Consider the following 16,310-nt stretch of genomic DNA (forward strand, 5'->3'; position numbering starts at 1 on the left):
CAACAGGCGTTCTACGTGCGATCAACAGACGTACGCGAGCAGTGCTTTACAGCGGACTGATCCTGAACTGCGTGAAACTCGCCGCCCCGGCCTGTCCCGGGCCGGCGGGTGCAAGGGCGAACAGGCCGAGCAGGGCGCCGACCCAGCGCCAGGGGGTGGCGGCGAAGACCTGGCCGGAGGGACGCGGGCCGTCGCCGACGTCGTAGAAGAAGCGGCAGCGTGCTCCCGTGCCGATCTCGATCCGCAGCCTGGCCCGGCCCTCGGGCGCGAGCCGCGGGTGGTCGGCGTCGCGTTCCTTCTCCGCGACGGCCTCGGCGAACCGGTGCACCAGGTGGACCGTCCCGTCGGCTCCCCGCTGCAGTCCGATCCAGCTGAAGGCGTCCCCGAGAACCGCGAGCCCGGCCCGCGCCCCCGGTTCCTCGCCGTGCAGGGTCAGTTCGACCTCGACGACGGACGGGACGCCCGGCAGCCGCTGGGTGAGGACGCTCGGCACCTTGCGCAGGTCGTGCGCGTCGGCCGAGCGGACACAGGCGAGGCGGAGGCCGTCCCCGGAGTGCTGGGTGGCCCAGCCGTCCTGCGGGTTGGCCGTCCACTGCCACTGACGGCCGAAGCGTCCGCCGGGGAAGTCGTCGTCGGTGGCGGGTGCGGCGGCCTGCTGCGGCGGCAGGTCGGGCTTTTCGTATACGGCCACGGGGGCGCCCTCGTCCCCGAGCACCGGCCAGCCGTCCGCGGTCCAGCGCATCGGCTGGAGGTGGACGACCCGGCCGTAGGCACCGCGCTGCTGGAAGTGCAGGAACCAGTCCTCGCCGGACGGGGTGCGCACCCAGCCGCCCTGGTGGGGGCCGTTGACGTCGGTGTCCTTCTGCTCCAGGACGATCTTCTCCTCGTACGGCCCGAAGAAGCCGCGCGAGCGGAAGGCGCCCTGCCAGCCGGTCTCCACGCTCCCGGCGGGGGCGAAGATCCAGAACCAGCCGTCGTGCCGGTAGAGCTTGGGGCCCTCGAGGGTGAACCAGCCGGGGATGCGGTCCCCGTCGACGATGACCTTGCCCTCGTCGAGAAGTGACGTGCCGTCAGGGTGCATGCGGTGGCCGGTGAGGCGGTTCTTGATCCCCGAGCGGGACTTGGCCCAGGCGTGCACCAGGTAGGCCTCGCCGGTCTCGTCGTCCCACAGGGGGCAGGCGTCGATGAGCCCCTTGCCCTCCTTCAGCAGATGGGGGCGGGTCCAAGGACCGCGTATCTCGGGGGCGTTGATCTGGAAGATGCCCTGGTCGGGATCGCCCCAGAAGATCCAGAAGCGGTCGTCGTGGTGTCTGAGTGCCGGGGCCCAGACTCCGCAGTCGTGCCGCGGTGACCTGAACTCGCCCGCCGGTTCCAGGCGTTCGAGGGCGTGGCCGACGAGCGTCCAGTTGACCAGGTCGCGGGAGTGCAGCAGCGGCAGGCCGGGGGCGCGGCTGAAGCTGGACGCCGTGAGGTAGAAGTCGTCGCCGACGCGGACGACGTCGGGGTCGGACCAGTCGGCGTTCAGGACGGGGTTCGTATACGTCTCGGCGGTCGGAACGGGGTGCGGGTTCGTCTCGGCGGTCGGAACAGGGTTCGGGTTCGTCTCGGCGGTCACAGGCTCACCGCCTTGCGGATGAGGGCGGCGGCGCCGTCCCGGTCGAGGCGGCCGTCGGCGACCACGGTGACGATCCGGCGTACGACGGTGTCACCCGGCTCGATCGGCAGCCGCTCGTCGTACGCGAGGGACGAGCCGACGCCCGGGTACTCGGCGGTGCGCACGAACCACGGGTCCCGGCGGGTCTCTTCGGTGGCGCCCGCGAAGACCAGGGTCCAGTCGGCGCCGGCCAGGGCGAGCCAGTCGGCGCGGGTGCCGTGGATCTCGGCCTCGCCCTCGGTGCCGGCGGTGAAGACCCGCGGGGTCTCCTGTTCCTTGCGGGCCCGCCAGAAGAAGCCGCCGTAGGCCGCGCCGGGGCGCCCGTTGGTCGCCGGGCTGCCGATCGACAGCGGGCCCGGGGTGACGTTGGTGAGGGAGAAGGTGAAGTCCAACGCCCAGGCGGTGTCGGTGAGTTCGGTGGCGGCGACCGTACGGCGCTCGCGCAGCAGCTCACCGCCCGCGGCCACCCAGCGCAGTTCCTCCACGAGCCCGTCGGGGTCGCGCAGCTGGAACGCGGTGTGCCGCTGGGCGCCGTGGTTGTCGAGCTCGGTCGGGCCCTGGTCGCGGACGTAGGTGCGGCCGCCCCAGAAGTTGAACCCCTCGACGTCGGGAACGGCGACACCGATGCCGAGGTGGTGGATGTGGTCGGCGGGGCTGAGCTCGGTGACAGCCGTGCCGGCCAGGGTGGTGACGGGGTGCAGGTACGGGCGCGGGGAGAGCCGGGGCGGCAGCTCGGGCCGGGTGACGTACCGGCCGACCGGTCGGCCCGCGACACGCAGCACCGGCGAGTCGTTGGTCGTCATCAGGTGCTCACCTCGTTTCCTGGCGCCCACGAGGCGCCCAGCTCTGAGTAGAGGGCGAGAGTGTCGGCGGCGGCCGCGACCAGTCCGTCGATGCCGGGGACGACCCTGCGCCGCTCGCCCGGGAGCAGCTGCCAGGCGCTGTCGGGCAGCGGGGCCGGGTCGGGCGCTTGCCGGATCGCCTCGACGACCTTCATGAAGGCGCCGGTGGCGTCCGGGGCGACCAGCAGGTCGACGCCGTCGGTGAGGTGCTCGACGAGGTTCTCCAGCAGGTCGGTGCGGCCGTACTCGTACTCCTCGGGGCCGTGGTCGGCCCGCTGGAGCAGCACGCGGTCCTGCTTGTACCAGAGGGTGATCCGGCCGCTGCTGCCGTGCGCGACGACGTACGGCTCGTCGGGGTCCTCGGCGCACAGGGTCGCGGCGACGGTGACCGGGAGGCCCCGCGTGGTGGTGACGCGGACGCAGGAGGTGTCGTCGGACTCGATGTCGTTGGCGCGCAGCAGCTCGGTCTCGATCCCGGCGACGTCCTCGGCGTGCGGGGCACCGGCCAGCGCGAGGGCGGTGGCGACGGCGTGTGCGAGCGGGTTGGTCAGCACCCCGTCGATCACGTCGACGCCGTTCATCCGCCGCCTGCCCGCCCACGGCGCCCGCCGGTAGTACGCCTCCGGGCGCGCCCAGGCGCCGGCCCCGCCGACGCCGGCCAGGTCGCCGATCGCGCCCTCGGCGATCAGCTCGCGGACCGCGGGCACGGCGTGCGAGCCCAGCGACTGGAAGCCGATCTGGCAGACCACCCCAGCGTCGGCGACCCCGTCCGCCATACGGCGGAACTCGGCGTACGAGGGGGCGGGCGGCTTCTCCAGCAGGAGGTGCACGCTCCTGCGCGCGGCCGTCAGCGCCAGGTCCGTGTGGGTGGGGATCGGCGTGCAGATCACCGCGATCCGGGCACCGGTCGAGTCGAGGAGGGCGCCGAAGTCCGCGGACTGCTCGGGCGTGCCGAGGCCCTCGGGGAGTTCGTCCGCGGTCAGCGGGGTCAGCTCGCAGATACCGGCGAGCCGGACGATCCCCTTGTCCTGGAGCCTGCGGATGTTGTCCAGGTGCCAGCGGCCGTGGCCTCGCGCGCCCGCCAGGACGATGTCTACGGTCATGGGGTCCTCCCTGCGCCCGCGCCGCGTGCCACCTCTCGGTCGGCCGTCCCGGCGCTGTCGATCTTTGTGTGCAGGGTAGGTGTCCAGCCGACGTCGGCCGTGAGGTCACGCTCGCTGCCCGAGTTGTAGGCGTTGTATATGGCGAGCAGGTCCACCGGATAGCCGTTGAAGAGGGTGCCGCTCTGGTGCAGGGCGGTGCCGTTCCAGCTCTTGACCAGGTCGGCGGCCTCGATGTGGCCGGGGGTGTGGAAGGCGTTGTTCTCGGCGTGGATCCCCGACTCGGTGGACACTCCGACGGAGTAGCGGTAGTCGTGGGCGTCGTCCGGGACGACGTACCGGTTGTTGTAGAGGTGCACCTGCCCGAAGCGGACGCGCGGGGCGCGCTGGACGACGGACTCGAACTCGTTGTGATGCAGGGTCACCCGGAGCTTGCCTCGGTCGCCGGTGGCCGTGTCGCCGTTGCCGATGAGCATCGCCTTGTCGTGGTCGGCGAACCGGCTCCAGGAGACGGTGACCAGGTCGGAGCCGTTGGTGATGTCGAGCAGACCGTCGTGGCGCAGGTAGTTGCGGGCGAAGTAGGTGGGTTCCTTCTCGTCCGGGTGGCCCTTGTCGGAGGCCGTGACGTGGTCGACCCAGACGTGGGTGGCACCGCGCAGCCAGAGGGTGTCGTACGCCGTCTTCCAGTCGCCGAGGCCGCCGGTGTTGGGCTGCCAGACGGGGAAGCAGTCGTAGGCGTCGCGGAGTTCGAGGTTGCGGATGATCACGTTGTCCGCGTTGCTGACCTGGAGGCTGCCGCCCTTGAGGACGGCCTTGGAGCCGAGCCCGACGATCGTGGTGTTGGAGCCGACGGGCAGGACGACCCGCTCGGCCTGCCTGGCCGCCGATGCCTTGCGGGCCTCCTCCTGCGGGCCGCTGGGCGGGGCCGAACCCCAGGTGCGGGGATCGTAGGCGCCCAGGTACTTCTTCAGGCCGTAGCCGTCGGTGGCGTAGTCGGCGCAGTCCAGGCGGTCGCCGTCGTCGTCGGTGTTGGCGTCGATGGTCCCGGCGATCTTGATGATCTTCGGGGTGTCGCTGCCGCCGTCGAGGGCGCGGACCAGTCCGGCGCGGTCGGTGACCGTGTAGACGTGGGCGCCGTCGGCCGCCGCGCCCCCGGTGGTGCCGCCGTCGGCGGCCGCCCAGCCGTCGTTCGGGGCCAGGGTCTCGCGGCTGATGTCACGGGCCTCGGCGTGGGCGGGGACGCAGAGCATCCCCAACAGGCCCAGGGCGACGACGAGGTGACGCTTCCTCATCCCTTCACCGCCCCCGCGCTGAAGCCCGTGATCAGCCACTTCTGGATGAAGGCGAACACGATCACGACGGGGACGGCCGCGATGATGCCGCCCGCGGCGAGCGCGCCGAGGTCGACGCTGTCCGCGCTCATCAGGGTGTTGAGGCCGACCGGGATCGTCTGCTTGCTCTGGTTGTTGAGGAACATCAGGGCGAACAGGAAGTGGTTCCAGGAGTGCACGAAGGCGAAGGAGCCGACGGCGATCAGACCGGGCCGCAGCAGCGGCAGGACGACGATCCGGAACGCGGTGAACCGGTTGCAGCCGTCGACCCAGGCCGCCTCCTCCAGCGAGTACGGCACGTTCTTGATGAAGTTGCTGATCAGGATCATCGACAGCGGCAGCTGGAACACGGTCTCCGCGATGATGACGCTGCCCAGCGAGTTGATCATCTGGAGCTCGGCGAAGATCTCGAACAGCGGCACCAGGAGCAGCGCGCCCGGCACGAACTGGGAGCACAGCAGGGCCAGCATGAAGGCCTGCTTGATCTTGAAGTTGAACCGGGCGAGCGCGTAGCCGCCGGCCAGCGCGACGAGGGTCGTCATCACCAGGGTGGCGAGACCGACGAGCAGGCTGTTCTCGAAGTAGGTGGCGAAGGCGCGCTCCGTCCACACCTTCTCGAAGTGGTCGAAGGTGATCGGCCAGGGCACGAGCGAGGTCGAGCCGGCCGGGCGCAGCGCGAACAGCAGGATCCAGTAGAAGGGGATGAGCGTGAAGACGAGGTAGATCGACAGCGGCAGGTAGATCTGCCAGCGGGGTGCCTCGTCCCAGGCGGGACGCTTCTTGACCGGGCGCTGCGGTTCGGGAACCGTGCGCCGGGGGGCCGGTGCGACCGCGGTGGCCTCCTTGGTGCTCACTTGTCCCCACCTCCGAACTTGCTCAGGCGCAGATAGACCATCGAGCAGAAGAGCAGGATGACGAACGCGACCGTGGTCAGGGCGGACGCGTAGCCGAAGTTGTGTGCGTCGACGCTGGTGTTGGCGATGTAGAGCGGGAGGGTCGTCGTCTCGCCGGCCGGTCCGCCGCCCGTGAGGGTGTAGAGGAGGTCGACGTTGTTGAACTCCCACACCGCGCGCAGCAGCGTGGACAGGATGATCGCGTCCTTCAGGTGCGGCAGCGTGATGTGCCAGAACTGCTTGATGCGGCTCGCCCCGTCGACCTCGGCGGCCTCGTACAGGTCCTTCGAGACGGACTGCAGGTCGGCGAGGATGAGGATCGCGAAGAAGGGGACACCACGCCACAGGTCGGCGACGATCGCCGCCGGGAACACGGTCGAGGTGTCCGACAGCCAGCTGGTGCCGTAGCTGCCCAGCCCCAAGTCCGCGAGGTAACGGGTGATGCCCGTCTGGGAGTTGTAGAGCAGCACCCAGATCGCGGAGGTGAGCACGCCGGAGACGGCCCAGGGGGAGAAGACCATGGCACGGCCCAGTCCCCGGCCCACGAAGGTCTGGTTGACGATCAGTGCCAGCGCCAGACCGAACAGCAGCTGGAGCCCGACCTCGACGACGACCCACTTGGCGCTGAAGACCAGCGTGTCCCAGAAGATCGGGTCCTCGGTGAAGGCGTGCACGAAGTTGTCGAAGCCCGCGTAGCCGTTCCGCCACGGCTTGGTGGGGTTGTAGTTCTGCAGGCTGTAGTAGAAGACGCTGATGACCGGATAGGCGATGAAGCCCAGCATGAGCAGGGCCGCCGGCGCGATCAGCAGGTAAGGGAGCCTGCGCGGCGTGGCGGAGGCACGGCGTCGCCGGGGTGGCGCGGGCGGTTTCGCCACGGCTGCGGCTTGGGCCACGACTGTTCTCCGTTTCTGGTACGTCGTGCGTTCTGGTGCGGGTGAAGCGCTTTCTGCATGTGCATGGGTGTGCGAGGGGGTACTGCTGTGGTTCAGCCCGCGTACGGGTCCTGCACCTTGCCGGGGCGGGCCAGGAACTCGAAGTCGCAGCCCGTGTCGGCCTGGGTGATCTGTTCGTTGTAGAGCGCGCCGTAGCCACGCTCGTACCGCACCGGCGGCGGCGTCCACTCGGCCCGCCTGCGCTCCAACTCCTCGTCGTCCACGTTGAGTTGAAGAGCACGGGCCTCGACGTCGAGGGTGATGCTGTCGCCGCTCCTGACCAGGGCCAGCGGTCCGCCGATGTACGACTCGGGCGCCACGTGCAGCACACACGCGCCGTAACTCGTGCCGCTCATCCGGGCGTCGGAGATGCGGACCATGTCCCGCACGCCCTGCTTGAGCAGGTGGTCGGGGATGGGCAGCATGCCGTACTCGGGCATGCCCGGTCCGCCCTTGGGCCCGGCGTTGCGCAGCACCAGCACGCTGTCGGCGGTGATGTTCAGCGCCGGGTCGTTGATGGTGCGCTGCATCGTCCGGTAGTCGTCGAAGACGACGGCGGTACCGGTGTGCTTGAGCAGGTGCGGCTCGGCCGAGATGTGCTTGATGACCGCGCCGTCCGGGCAGAGGTTGCCGCGCAGGACGGCGACCCCGCCCTCGTTCGCGACCGGGTTGTCCCGGGGCCGGATGACGTCGTCGTTGTGCACCTGCGCGCCGGAGATCTGCTCGCGCATGGTGTCGTACGAGACGGTGGGCCGCTCCAGGTGGAGCAGGTCCGGGATCCGGGAGAGGAAGGCGGGCAGACCGCCGGCGAAGTGGAAGTCCTCCATCAGGTACGTCTGTCCGCCGGGCCGTACGTTGGCGAGCACCGGGACCGTGCGGGCGATGCGGTCGAAGTCGTCGAGGGTGAGCTTGACGCCCGCCCGGCCCGCCATGGCGATCAGGTGGATCACGGCGTTGGTGGAGCCGCCGAGGCCGAGGACGGTGGTGACGGCGTCCTCGAAGGCGTCGCGGGTGAGGATCTCGCTCAGCTTCCGGTCCTTGTGGACCAGCTCGACGATGGTCATGCCGGCTTTGGCCGCCATCCGGTCGTGACCCGAGTCGACGGCCGGGATGCTGGAGGCACCCGGGACCGTGACACCGAGGGCCTCGGCGGCGGCTGTCAGCGTGGACGCCGTACCCATCGTCATGCAGTGCCCGGGCGAGCGGGCGAGACCGGACTCCAGCTCGGTCATCTCGCAGTCGCCGATGAGGCCGGCCCGCTTGTCGTCCCAGTACTTCCACATGTCGGTGCCGGAACCGAGGATCTCGTTGCGCCAGTGGCCCGGCAGCATCGGACCGGCCGGCACGAAGACCGCGGGCAGGTCGACGGTCGCGGCGCCCATCAGCAGCGCGGGCGTGGACTTGTCGCAGCCGCCCATCAGGACGGCCCCGTCGACCGGGTAGGACCGCAGCAGCTCCTCGGTCTCCATCGCGAGCATGTTGCGGTAGAGCATCGGGGTCGGCTTCTGGAAGGTCTCCGAGAGGGTGGAGACCGGGAATTCGAGCGGGAAGCCCCCGGCCTGCCACACCCCCCGCTTCACCGCCTGCGCGCGGTCGCGCAGATGGACGTGGCACGGGTTGATGTCGGACCAGGTGTTGAGGATCGCGATGACCGGCTTGCCCAGGTGCTCCTCGGGCAGGTAGCCGAGCTGGCGGGTGCGGGCGCGGTGGCTGAAGGAGCGCAGGCCGTCCGTGCCGTACCACTGGTGGCTTCTGAGGTCTTCGGGGCGCCTTCTGATCGGCTCGTTCATCCCGTTCACATGGACCACCCCGCGGCTATGGCGGCGACTTCCGCCCGCTCGTCCTCGGGCAGCTGCCGGCTCGGCGGCCGGACGTCGCGGCGGCACAGGCCGAGGGAGGCGAGGGCCTCCTTGACGACGGTGACGTTGTTGGCGGAGCCGTTGGCGGCACGCAGTTCCTCGAAGCGGCGGATCTGCTCCCAGACCTTCATGGCGGCCGGGAAGTCGCCGGATCGAAGCGCTTCGATCATGTTCAGCGAAACGGCCGGGGCGACGTTCACGAGCCCCGAGGTGAAGCCGGTGGCGCCCGCGGAGAAGTACGAGGGGGCGTACGGCTCGGCGAGACCGGCGACCCACACGAAGCGGTCGAGCCCCGCGTCGCGGGCGAACGCGGCGAACTTGGCCGCGTCCGGGACGGCGTACTTCACGCCGATGACGTTCGGGCAGGCATCGGCGAGTTCGGCGAGCCGGAAGCCGTGCAGCTGGGCGTTGCGGATGTACGGGACGACGCCCAGCTCGGGCACCGCCTCGGCGATCGCGCGGTGGTAGTCGACCCAGCCGCTCTGCGAGACGTACGGGTGGACGGGCTGGTGGACCATCACCATCTGGGCGCCCTGCTCACGGGCGTGCCGGGCGGAGGCGACGGCCGTCGGCACGTCGTGCCCGACCCCGACGAGGATCACGGCACGGTCGCCGGTCTCGTCGATGGTCCACTCGGTGACGAGCTGCCGCTCCCGGGGCGTGAGGGCGTAGAACTCCCCGGTGTTGCCGTTGGGGGTGAGGGTCCTGACCCCTCCGTCGAGGAGACGACGCAGCAGGGCCCGGTGGGTGGCCTGGTCGATGGTGCCGTCCTCGGCGAACGGCGTCACCGGGATCGCCACCACGTCGGCCAGGGCCGTCCGCTGGGTCTCGAACGTCGTTGTCATGCCTGACCGTCCTCTCCCTTGGCCCCGGACTCCGCCTGCGGGAAGGCCCGTTGCACGAACGACCCGATGTGCGCGTGCAGGGCGCGGGCCGCGCCGTCGGCGTCACCGGCGAGGGCGAGCCGCAGGATCTCGCGGTGCTCGCCGGCCTCCCGGTCCCAGGACGGCGAGGCCGCCCAGGCGACCGCGGAGACCAGGGCCGCCTGGTCGCGGACCTCGTCCAGCATCCGGCCGAGCAGCGGGTTGCCGCAGGGCAGGTACAGGGCGCGGTGGAACTCACGGTTGGCGAGCGACCGTTCGGCGGTGTCCGTGGCCCCGTCGGCGCGGGTCAGCGCGTCCCGCGCGGCGTCGAGGGACGCCCCGCGCTGCACGGCACGCTTCAGCGCCTCGGGCTCCAGGAGCAGTCGGACGTCGTACACCTCGCGCGCCATGTCCGCGTCCACCATGCGCACCGTGACGCCCTTGTACTGGTTCATCACGACGAGCCCGGTGCCGGCCAGGGTCTTGAGTGCCTCGCGCACCGGGGTCTTGGACACCCCGAACTGTGCGGCGAGCTCGGTCTCGACCAGAGCCTGCCCCGGGGTCAACTGCCCGGTGAGGATGCGGTGTTTGATCCCTTCCAGCACGTACTGCGTGCGGGAGGGGATCGGCGTGGGCACAGAGGTCATGCGCGCCTCTCGGATCTCGCGTATCGGATCTCACGTATCGCGTCTCATATATGACGTACGAAGTACGACGGCTTGAAGGTAGGAGGGACCCTGTGTTTCGTCAATGCTTCTGGCAAAGGAAGTTGAGGTTGCGGTAAAGACAGCGGGTCAGACGGCCCGGGTCTCCCCGACCGTTGCGAGGGCGGTCGGCCCGCCGAAGAGGGAGGCGGCACGCGCGGTCGCCGCCTCGGTGGTGAGCGTGGGCCCGACATGCGTGACGAGCAGCTGCCGTACGCCGGCCGCACGGGCCGTGGCGCCGGCACCCTCGGGCGTCAGATGAACCTGTTCGCCTTCGCGATGCGCGTCGATATCGGCCTCGCAGAGGAACAAGTCGGCGCGCTCGGCGAGTTCGGTGAGGGCGGCGCAGGGTCCGGTGTCGCCGGAGTAGGCGAGGGCGCGGCCGCCGGTTTCGGCGCGCAGTCCGTAGGCCTCCACGTCGTGGCTGACCTCGTGTGCGGTGAGGAGCAGTTCGCCGTGCCGGGCGGTGTGGCCGTCGTGCAAGGTCCGGAAGTCGAAGATGCCGCTCAGGAACTCGGCGTCCGGCCGCCCGAGGAACCCGGCGAGGCGCTGGGCGCAGCCGGCCGGGGCATAGACGGGAAGGGGGGCGGACGGGGTCAGTCCGCCGTAGGCCAACCCGTATACGGCGGAGAGCAGATCGGCGTTGTGGTCCGCGTGCAGATGCGAGATCCAGATCGCGCTGAGCCGTGCCGGATCGGTGTGCCGCTGCAACTCCGCGAAGCTCCCGGGCCCGGCATCCACCCACACCTCGGCACCGCCACCGCGCACCAGATAGCCGGAGCAGGGCCGGTCCGGCCGCGGGTGCGGGGAGGCGGTGCCGAGGACCGTGAGGGTGACAGGGCCGGGCATGGGGGGAGCGTACGTGCCCGGTGGTCGCGCGCCCCGGGATTTACGGCGTCCAGCCCGGGTCCCGCCCGCTCAGCCCCACAGCCCGGTCGAGCAGCGGGGCGTCGGCCGGGACAGGGACGACGGGGCCGAAGATGCTGTCGCGGGTCGGGTCGTCGACCGATGCGAGGAGGAAGTCGTGCACGGCCTGCAGTGCGGCGGGGTCGGCGTCGTACGGCTGGCCCGTTGCCCGGGCCAGGTCCCAGCCGTGGATCATGATCTCGTCGACCGCGACGAGGCCGGCGACGGGACCGGGCAGGTCCACGCCGCCCGCGCGGGTCATGCCGGTCCAGGCGGCCGGGTCGCGCCACGCGTCGCCGAGTTCCTCGAGCACCTTGGGCAGTTCCTGGCGCCAGCCCGGCCCGATGTCGGGCAGCGCGGAGGTGGGGCTGGTGTCCGTCGTGGCACCCAGATCCTTGCGCCCGGCGTCGCGGAAGGCGACGGCCAGGCCGGCCAGGTGCCCCAGCAGGTTGTGCACCGCGTAGTCCGGGCAGGGCGTCGGGCCCGAGAGCTGCTCGTCGGTCACGCCCTCCGCCAGGCGCGCCACGATCCGGGCCTGGGGTCCGAGGTCGAGGGTGGTGTCGGTCATTGCCGCTCCTCACACAGGTGGTCTTGAGAGGTAGACCGACTGCGGACCCGGAAATCATCGGCCCGCCCGGATCAGGCGGCGGTCCAGCCCTCCACCGTGGCCGGCCGCGTCGGCCGCGCCCTGCGCAGGAGATCGCGCGCCGACCGGAACACGAACCCGGAGCACCCCCAGCCGCCGACCCGCCAAGCCCACCGCCGGATTCCCGCCCGCACCCCCTGCTTCGCCTGAGCCCCGCGCCCGTATCCCCCAAGCCCGAGCCCGCTTCCAAGGCACCTGCCTGATTCGCCCGCCCCGCCTCAGCGCCACGATGACCAGGCATGGCGGCGACTTCGGCGCCTCCGCGCTCTGACCGATCACCGCCCGCTGCTGGTCCCCCCTGGGCCTCGCCCTGCTCGCGACCCCGGTGCTGCTGCGTCAGAGCCCCGTGAGCTCCGACCGCACGGTCTCCAGGTCACCGTCCGACGCCAACCCAGCGTGATACAGCCGCAGTTCCGTGGCCCCCAGTTCCCGGGCCCGCGCCGCGTCCGCCGCGAGCGTGCCCGGGCTGCCGCCCATGCCGGAGACCACACCGAAGTTGGCCGCGACCACGGTGTCGTCCCGCCGATGCTCCGCGAAGGGCGTCAGGAGACCCGGTCCGCCCGCGCACGGCACGACCACCCCGTCCGCGACGGACAGGATGTGCGCGGGGTCGACGCCAGGGTTGGCGCCGACGTGGTGGGTCACGGGGTCGGCGTGCAGCAGTACCTGGAAGCCCTCGGGAGCGCCGGCGCGGACCGCGGCGACGGCTGTCTCCTGGAGCGTGCGGGCGGTGTCGTCGCGCCACGCGCGCGTGGCGGCCGCCGTCTCCTCCCCGAGGAGTTTCTCGACCCCCGCCCAGCCTCCGTCGTCGGGCGCCCCCTGCCACACCGGCTCCAGCGCCGTGCGTACGGCGGCCGCCAACTCGTCGACGTCCAGGCCCTGCCGGCCGTATCCCTCCCGGCAGGCCGGGCAGAAGCAGAGCGCCATCAGGTACTGTCCGGCGTCCCCGAGGCCGACCCCGCCGGTCTTGTCGTGGGCGTGCAGGTGCTGGAGGCCGTACCAGCCGAGGGACTCCAGTTCGGTGCCGCGCGCGCCGGGCCGTACGGCGGCCTCGGCGGCCAGGTCGACGAGGTACGCGCGCGTGGCGGGCTGTGCGATGCAGGGGGCCCACGGGTAGCGGTCGCCGTAGGCGTTGACGACCGAGGTGTCCGGGTGGTCGGCGCCCAGGCGGGAGTTGTGCGCGAGGACGACCCAGGTGTGCACCTCGAGCCCGGCGTCCGCGAGCGCGGCGGCGGCCTCGCCGAAGGCGTCGCCGGGGGCCCAGTCGCCGGCCGCGTACGGGCGCAGGGCCCGCCCCTCCCAGCGGTCGTCCGTGGGGTACAGCACCGCCGCGTGCTCGGCGGTGACGATGCGGTGGCGCGGGTGGCGGGGGGTGAGGGCGCGGGTGGAGTGGTAGGCGGCGGCGAGGGTCGCCTGCTGTACGCCGAGGGCGGCGATGCGCTCGGCGGCCTCGGGGTCCCCGTTGACATCCCAGGGGTAGACGAACGTAGACGCCTTCACTTGTCCTCCGCCGTGTTCTCTGCGATCACTGGTTCTCGCCGAGCAGTGCGTACCCACGCTCGATCACCTGAGCGAGCTGCTTGACATGATCCTCGCTCGGCTCGTGCAGCGGCGGCCGCACCTCTCCCACGTCGAGCCCGCGCATCCGTACGCCGGCCTTGACGAGGGCGACGGCGTAGCCGCGGCCCTGGGCGCGCAGTTCGACGAAGGGACGGTAGAAGCCGTCGAGGAGGCGGTTGGCGGTGGCGTCGTCGCCGGTCTTGTGGGCCTCGTAGAAGGCGAGGGCGATCTCGGGCGCGAAGCAGAAGACGGCGGAGGAGTAGAGGGTGATGCCGAGGCCGCGGTAGGCGAGCTGGGTCTGCTCGGCGGTCGGCAGGCCGTTGAAGTAGAGGAAGTCGCCGGGGATCTCGGTCCGGACGGCGCTCACGATCCGCTGCATCAGGTCCAGGTCGCCGAGGCCGTCCTTGAAGCCGATGATCCCGTCCGTGCGGGCCAGCTCGACGACTGTCTCCGGGGTGAACACGGCGTTGTCGCGCTGGTAGACGATCACCGGCAGCGGGGTCGCGGCGGCCACCTCCCGGTAGTGCCGCAGCAGGCCTTCCTGTCCGGCGACCACGAGGTACGGCGGCATGGCGAGCAGCCCGTCCGCCCCGGCCGCCTCGGCCAGGCGCGCGTACCGCACGGCGAGCGCGGTGCCGTATCCGGCGCCCGCGACCACCGGCACCCGGCCCGCCGTCTCCTCCACGGCCGCCCGCACGCACGCCTCGAACTCCTCGGGCGCGAGCGCGTGGAACTCCCCGGTGCCGCAGCAGGCGAAGACGGCTGCGGCACCGGCCTCCACCCCGCGGCGCACATGCGCGCGGAAGACGTCGAGGTCGAGGGAGCCGTCCGGTCCGTAGGCGGTGACGGGGAAGAACAGGGGCCCGCCGGGGATGCCGAGTCGAGCGGCGAGGGGGGCTGAGGTCACGGGCTCTCCCTAGAACAGGCGATCACGCTTATGATTCGCATCCATATCTATGAACGCCTCCACCCTAAGGAGCCCCTTCAGGGCCGGTCAAGCGCGCAAACAGCCATCCCAGAGGCGAATTTCCCAGGTCCGCGCGATACTTGACGGGATACGCCGGGGCTCCTTAGCGTGTCCACGCATGTGAATGCAGTCCACACATACGCCCACCTGTCACAGGCGGCGGACCCAAGGAGACCCGAGGATGCCCGCTCCCCGCATCGTTCTGCTCACCGGCGCGGCCGGCGGGCTCGGCTCCCTGATGCAGAACCTGCTCCCGGCCTTCGGCTACGAACTGCGCCTGCTCGACCTGCGTCCCATCGACGGCGAGCCGGACGCGATCGTCGCGGACCTCGCGGACAAGGACGCCGTGCGCGAGGCCGTGCGGGGCGTCGACGCGATCATCCACCTCGCGGGCATCTCCCTGGAAGCCCCCTTCGAGAAGATCCTCAGCGCGAACATCGTGGGCACGTACAACCTGTACGAGGCCGCCCGCGAGGAGGGCATCGAGCGGATCGTCTTCGCCTCCTCCAACCACGCGGTCGGCTTCACCCCGCGCCCCCAGGGCGACACGCCTCTCGATCCGGACGCCCTGATCCCCATCGACACCCCGCGCCGCCCTGACACCTTCTACGGCCTGTCGAAGTCCTTCGGCGAGGACCTCGCGCAGTTCTACTGGGACAAGCACGGCATGGAGACGGTCTCCGTACGCATCGGCTCGTGCTTCCCCGAGCCGACCAGCGTGCGCATGCTCTCGGTGTGGATGAGCCCCGCCGACGGCGCCCGCCTCTTCCACGCGGCCCTGACCGCCGAGAACGTGGGCCACACCGTCGTGTACGGCTCCTCCGCCAACACCCGCCTGTGGTGGGACCTGACGACCGCGCGGTCCCTCGGCTACGAACCGCAGGACGACTCCGAGCCGTACGCCGAGAAGCTGATCGCCGAACAGGGCGAGCTGGACCCGGAGAACGTGGCGCACGCCTACCTCGGCGGCCACTTCGTGAGCGACCCGCCGATCTGGCCGTACTAGTACTTGAAAACAGCGGATGACGGCGGGCGGGCACCGAACGGGCCCGCCCGCCGCCGTGTTCGGGCAGCCGCGCTGCCCGATCCCGCGCGCCGGGACACAGCCGTGCAGGTCCGGGACGGGCAGGACCCACGGTAAACGGGCACACCCGGGCAGTATCGAGCCCGCAACAGACCTGGTCAGTGCCGCGCAGCCGCTGTAGAACTTCCCCCATGGGCCCCACCGGGCCCGAACGGGCAACGCGGCAGCACGGAGGCAGGTGTCGGCCATGCACATCAGGACGGCAGAAGAGCGTCAGCGGGAGATCGTCCGGGCTGCGCGCGCCACCGGCCAGGTCGACGTCACCGCGCTCGCCGCCGAACTGGGCGTGGCCAAGGAGACCGTACGACGGGATCTGCGCGCCCTGGAGGACCACGGTCTGGTCCGCCGTACCCACGGCGGCGCCTATCCCGTGGAGAGCGCCGGGTTTGAGACGACGCTCGCATTTCGTGCCACCAGCCATGTTCCCGAGAAGCGCCGGATCGCGGCCGCCGCGGCCGAGCTGCTCGGGGACGCCGAGACGGTCTTCGTCGACGAGGGCTTCACCCCGCAGCTCATCGCCGAGGCACTGCCCAGGGACCGGCCGCTGACCGTGGTCACCGCGTCCCTGCCGGTCGCGGGCGCGCTGGCCGAGGCCGACGCGATCTCGGTGCTGCTGCTGGGCGGGCGGGTCCGCTCCGGCACCCTCGCCACCGTCGACCACTGGACGACGAAGATGCTGGCCGGTTTCGTCGTCGACCTCGCCTACATCGGCGCCAACGGCATCTCCCGCGAACACGGTCTGACCACCCCCGACCCCGCGGTCAGCGAGGTCAAGGCACAGGCGATCCGGGCCGCGCGCCGCACGGTGTTCGCCGGCGTGCACACCAAGTTCGGCGCGGTCAGCTTCTGCCGGTTCGCGGAGATCGGCACGCTGGAGACGATCGTGACGAGCACCCTTCTCCCTACGGCCGAGGCTCACCGCTACTCACTGCTGGGGCCCCAGGTCATCCGCGTCTGAAAACACGTCTG

15 protein-coding genes are annotated in these 16,310 nt (G+C 71.2%); 2 read left to right on the top strand and 13 right to left on the bottom strand.

The features are described from left to right. Positions 1-46 precede the first annotated feature (46 nt). The 13 genes from QFZ76_RS13295 to QFZ76_RS13355 all read right to left on the bottom strand — a co-directional run bounded on the left by QFZ76_RS13295 (position 47) and on the right by QFZ76_RS13355 (position 14,197). A complete protein-coding gene (locus QFZ76_RS13295; protein ID WP_307673914.1) occupies positions 47-1,615 on the bottom strand; it encodes a glycoside hydrolase 43 family protein in 1,569 nt (522 codons plus the stop codon). Beyond that, complete coding sequence (locus tag QFZ76_RS13300; RefSeq protein WP_307673915.1) at positions 1,612-2,457, bottom strand: PmoA family protein; 846 nt, start codon at positions 2,455-2,457, stop codon at positions 1,612-1,614. The genes QFZ76_RS13295 and QFZ76_RS13300 overlap by 4 nt, the downstream gene beginning before the upstream one ends. After that, positions 2,457-3,599: a Gfo/Idh/MocA family protein gene (locus tag QFZ76_RS13305; protein ID WP_307673916.1), complete on the bottom strand. Its 1,143-nt coding sequence runs from the start codon at positions 3,597-3,599 to the stop codon at positions 2,457-2,459. The genes QFZ76_RS13300 and QFZ76_RS13305 overlap by 1 nt, the downstream gene beginning before the upstream one ends. Then, positions 3,596-4,888: a polysaccharide lyase family 1 protein gene (locus QFZ76_RS13310; RefSeq protein WP_307673917.1), complete on the bottom strand. Its 1,293-nt coding sequence runs from the start codon at positions 4,886-4,888 to the stop codon at positions 3,596-3,598. The genes QFZ76_RS13305 and QFZ76_RS13310 overlap by 4 nt, the downstream gene beginning before the upstream one ends. Then, positions 4,885-5,781, bottom strand: a complete 897-nt coding sequence (locus tag QFZ76_RS13315; RefSeq protein WP_307673918.1) for a carbohydrate ABC transporter permease — start codon at positions 5,779-5,781, stop codon at positions 4,885-4,887. Before QFZ76_RS13315 ends, QFZ76_RS13310 begins: the two co-directional genes overlap by 4 nt. Further along, positions 5,778-6,713 carry a carbohydrate ABC transporter permease gene (locus tag QFZ76_RS13320; protein WP_307673919.1) on the bottom strand — a complete coding sequence of 312 codons (936 nt, stop codon included), beginning with the start codon at positions 6,711-6,713 and terminating at the stop codon, positions 5,778-5,780. Before QFZ76_RS13320 ends, QFZ76_RS13315 begins: the two co-directional genes overlap by 4 nt. A 92-nt stretch (positions 6,714-6,805) precedes the next feature. After that, on the bottom strand, positions 6,806-8,542 hold the full coding sequence (gene araD / locus QFZ76_RS13325; protein WP_307673920.1) for an L-arabinonate dehydratase: 1,737 nt from the start codon (positions 8,540-8,542) through the stop codon (positions 6,806-6,808). Positions 8,543-8,547: 5 nt separating this feature from the next. Then, positions 8,548-9,456: a dihydrodipicolinate synthase family protein gene (locus QFZ76_RS13330; protein WP_307673921.1), complete on the bottom strand. Its 909-nt coding sequence runs from the start codon at positions 9,454-9,456 to the stop codon at positions 8,548-8,550. After that, positions 9,453-10,121, bottom strand: a complete 669-nt coding sequence (locus tag QFZ76_RS13335) for a GntR family transcriptional regulator (RefSeq protein ID WP_307673922.1) — start codon at positions 10,119-10,121, stop codon at positions 9,453-9,455. Before QFZ76_RS13335 ends, QFZ76_RS13330 begins: the two co-directional genes overlap by 4 nt. A gap of 147 nt (positions 10,122-10,268) precedes the next feature. Beyond that, positions 10,269-11,027, bottom strand: coding sequence for an MBL fold metallo-hydrolase (locus tag QFZ76_RS13340; protein WP_307673923.1), 759 nt, complete (start codon positions 11,025-11,027; stop codon positions 10,269-10,271). Positions 11,028-11,067: 40 nt separating this feature from the next. After that, positions 11,068-11,652, bottom strand: a complete 585-nt coding sequence (locus tag QFZ76_RS13345; protein ID WP_307673924.1) for a TIGR03086 family metal-binding protein — start codon at positions 11,650-11,652, stop codon at positions 11,068-11,070. 414 nt (positions 11,653-12,066) lie between these two features. Then, positions 12,067-13,230 (bottom strand): hypothetical protein, encoded by a 1,164-nt coding sequence (locus QFZ76_RS13350; protein WP_307673925.1) that lies wholly within the window; start codon positions 13,228-13,230, stop codon positions 12,067-12,069. Positions 13,231-13,255: 25 nt separating this feature from the next. After that, complete coding sequence (locus tag QFZ76_RS13355) at positions 13,256-14,197, bottom strand: 5-dehydro-4-deoxyglucarate dehydratase (protein ID WP_307673926.1); 942 nt, start codon at positions 14,195-14,197, stop codon at positions 13,256-13,258. A 241-nt stretch (positions 14,198-14,438) separates the two neighbouring features. On the opposite strand from QFZ76_RS13355, the gene QFZ76_RS13360 reads away from it, so the two are divergent. Both QFZ76_RS13360 and QFZ76_RS13365 read left to right on the top strand, forming a co-directional pair. Next, entirely contained in the window at positions 14,439-15,263 is an 825-nt protein-coding gene (locus QFZ76_RS13360; RefSeq protein WP_307673927.1) for an NAD(P)-dependent oxidoreductase, read from the top strand. 265 nt (positions 15,264-15,528) lie between these two features. Beyond that, the gene (locus tag QFZ76_RS13365) at positions 15,529-16,299 is read left to right on the top strand and encodes a DeoR/GlpR family DNA-binding transcription regulator (protein WP_307673928.1); all 771 of its coding nucleotides are present in this window, start codon (positions 15,529-15,531) and stop codon (positions 16,297-16,299) included. Positions 16,300-16,310 lie beyond the last annotated feature (11 nt).

Origin of the sequence: Streptomyces sp. V4I2 (genome assembly GCF_030817655.1) — a bacterium.
GTDB lineage: Bacteria > Actinomycetota > Actinomycetes > Streptomycetales > Streptomycetaceae > Streptomyces > Streptomyces plumbiresistens.

What these genes read in the sequence shown, in the direction of transcription:
- QFZ76_RS13365 (WP_307673928.1), top strand. Translation starts at nt 15,529, where the DNA reads ATGCACATCAGGACGGCAGAAGAGCGTCAGCGGGAGATCGTCCGGGCT.
- QFZ76_RS13335 (WP_307673922.1), bottom strand. Translation starts at nt 10,121, where the DNA reads ATGACCTCTGTGCCCACGCCGATCCCCTCCCGCACGCAGTACGTGCTG.
- QFZ76_RS13340 (WP_307673923.1), bottom strand. Translation starts at nt 11,027, where the DNA reads ATGCCCGGCCCTGTCACCCTCACGGTCCTCGGCACCGCCTCCCCGCAC.
- QFZ76_RS13360 (WP_307673927.1), top strand. Translation starts at nt 14,439, where the DNA reads ATGCCCGCTCCCCGCATCGTTCTGCTCACCGGCGCGGCCGGCGGGCTC.
- QFZ76_RS13305 (WP_307673916.1), bottom strand. Translation starts at nt 3,599, where the DNA reads ATGACCGTAGACATCGTCCTGGCGGGCGCGCGAGGCCACGGCCGCTGG.
- QFZ76_RS13330 (WP_307673921.1), bottom strand. Translation starts at nt 9,456, where the DNA reads ATGACAACGACGTTCGAGACCCAGCGGACGGCCCTGGCCGACGTGGTG.
- QFZ76_RS13300 (WP_307673915.1), bottom strand. Translation starts at nt 2,457, where the DNA reads ATGACGACCAACGACTCGCCGGTGCTGCGTGTCGCGGGCCGACCGGTC.
- QFZ76_RS13345 (WP_307673924.1), bottom strand. Translation starts at nt 11,652, where the DNA reads ATGACCGACACCACCCTCGACCTCGGACCCCAGGCCCGGATCGTGGCG.
- araD (WP_307673920.1), bottom strand. Translation starts at nt 8,542, where the DNA reads ATGAACGAGCCGATCAGAAGGCGCCCCGAAGACCTCAGAAGCCACCAG.
- QFZ76_RS13310 (WP_307673917.1), bottom strand. Translation starts at nt 4,888, where the DNA reads ATGAGGAAGCGTCACCTCGTCGTCGCCCTGGGCCTGTTGGGGATGCTC.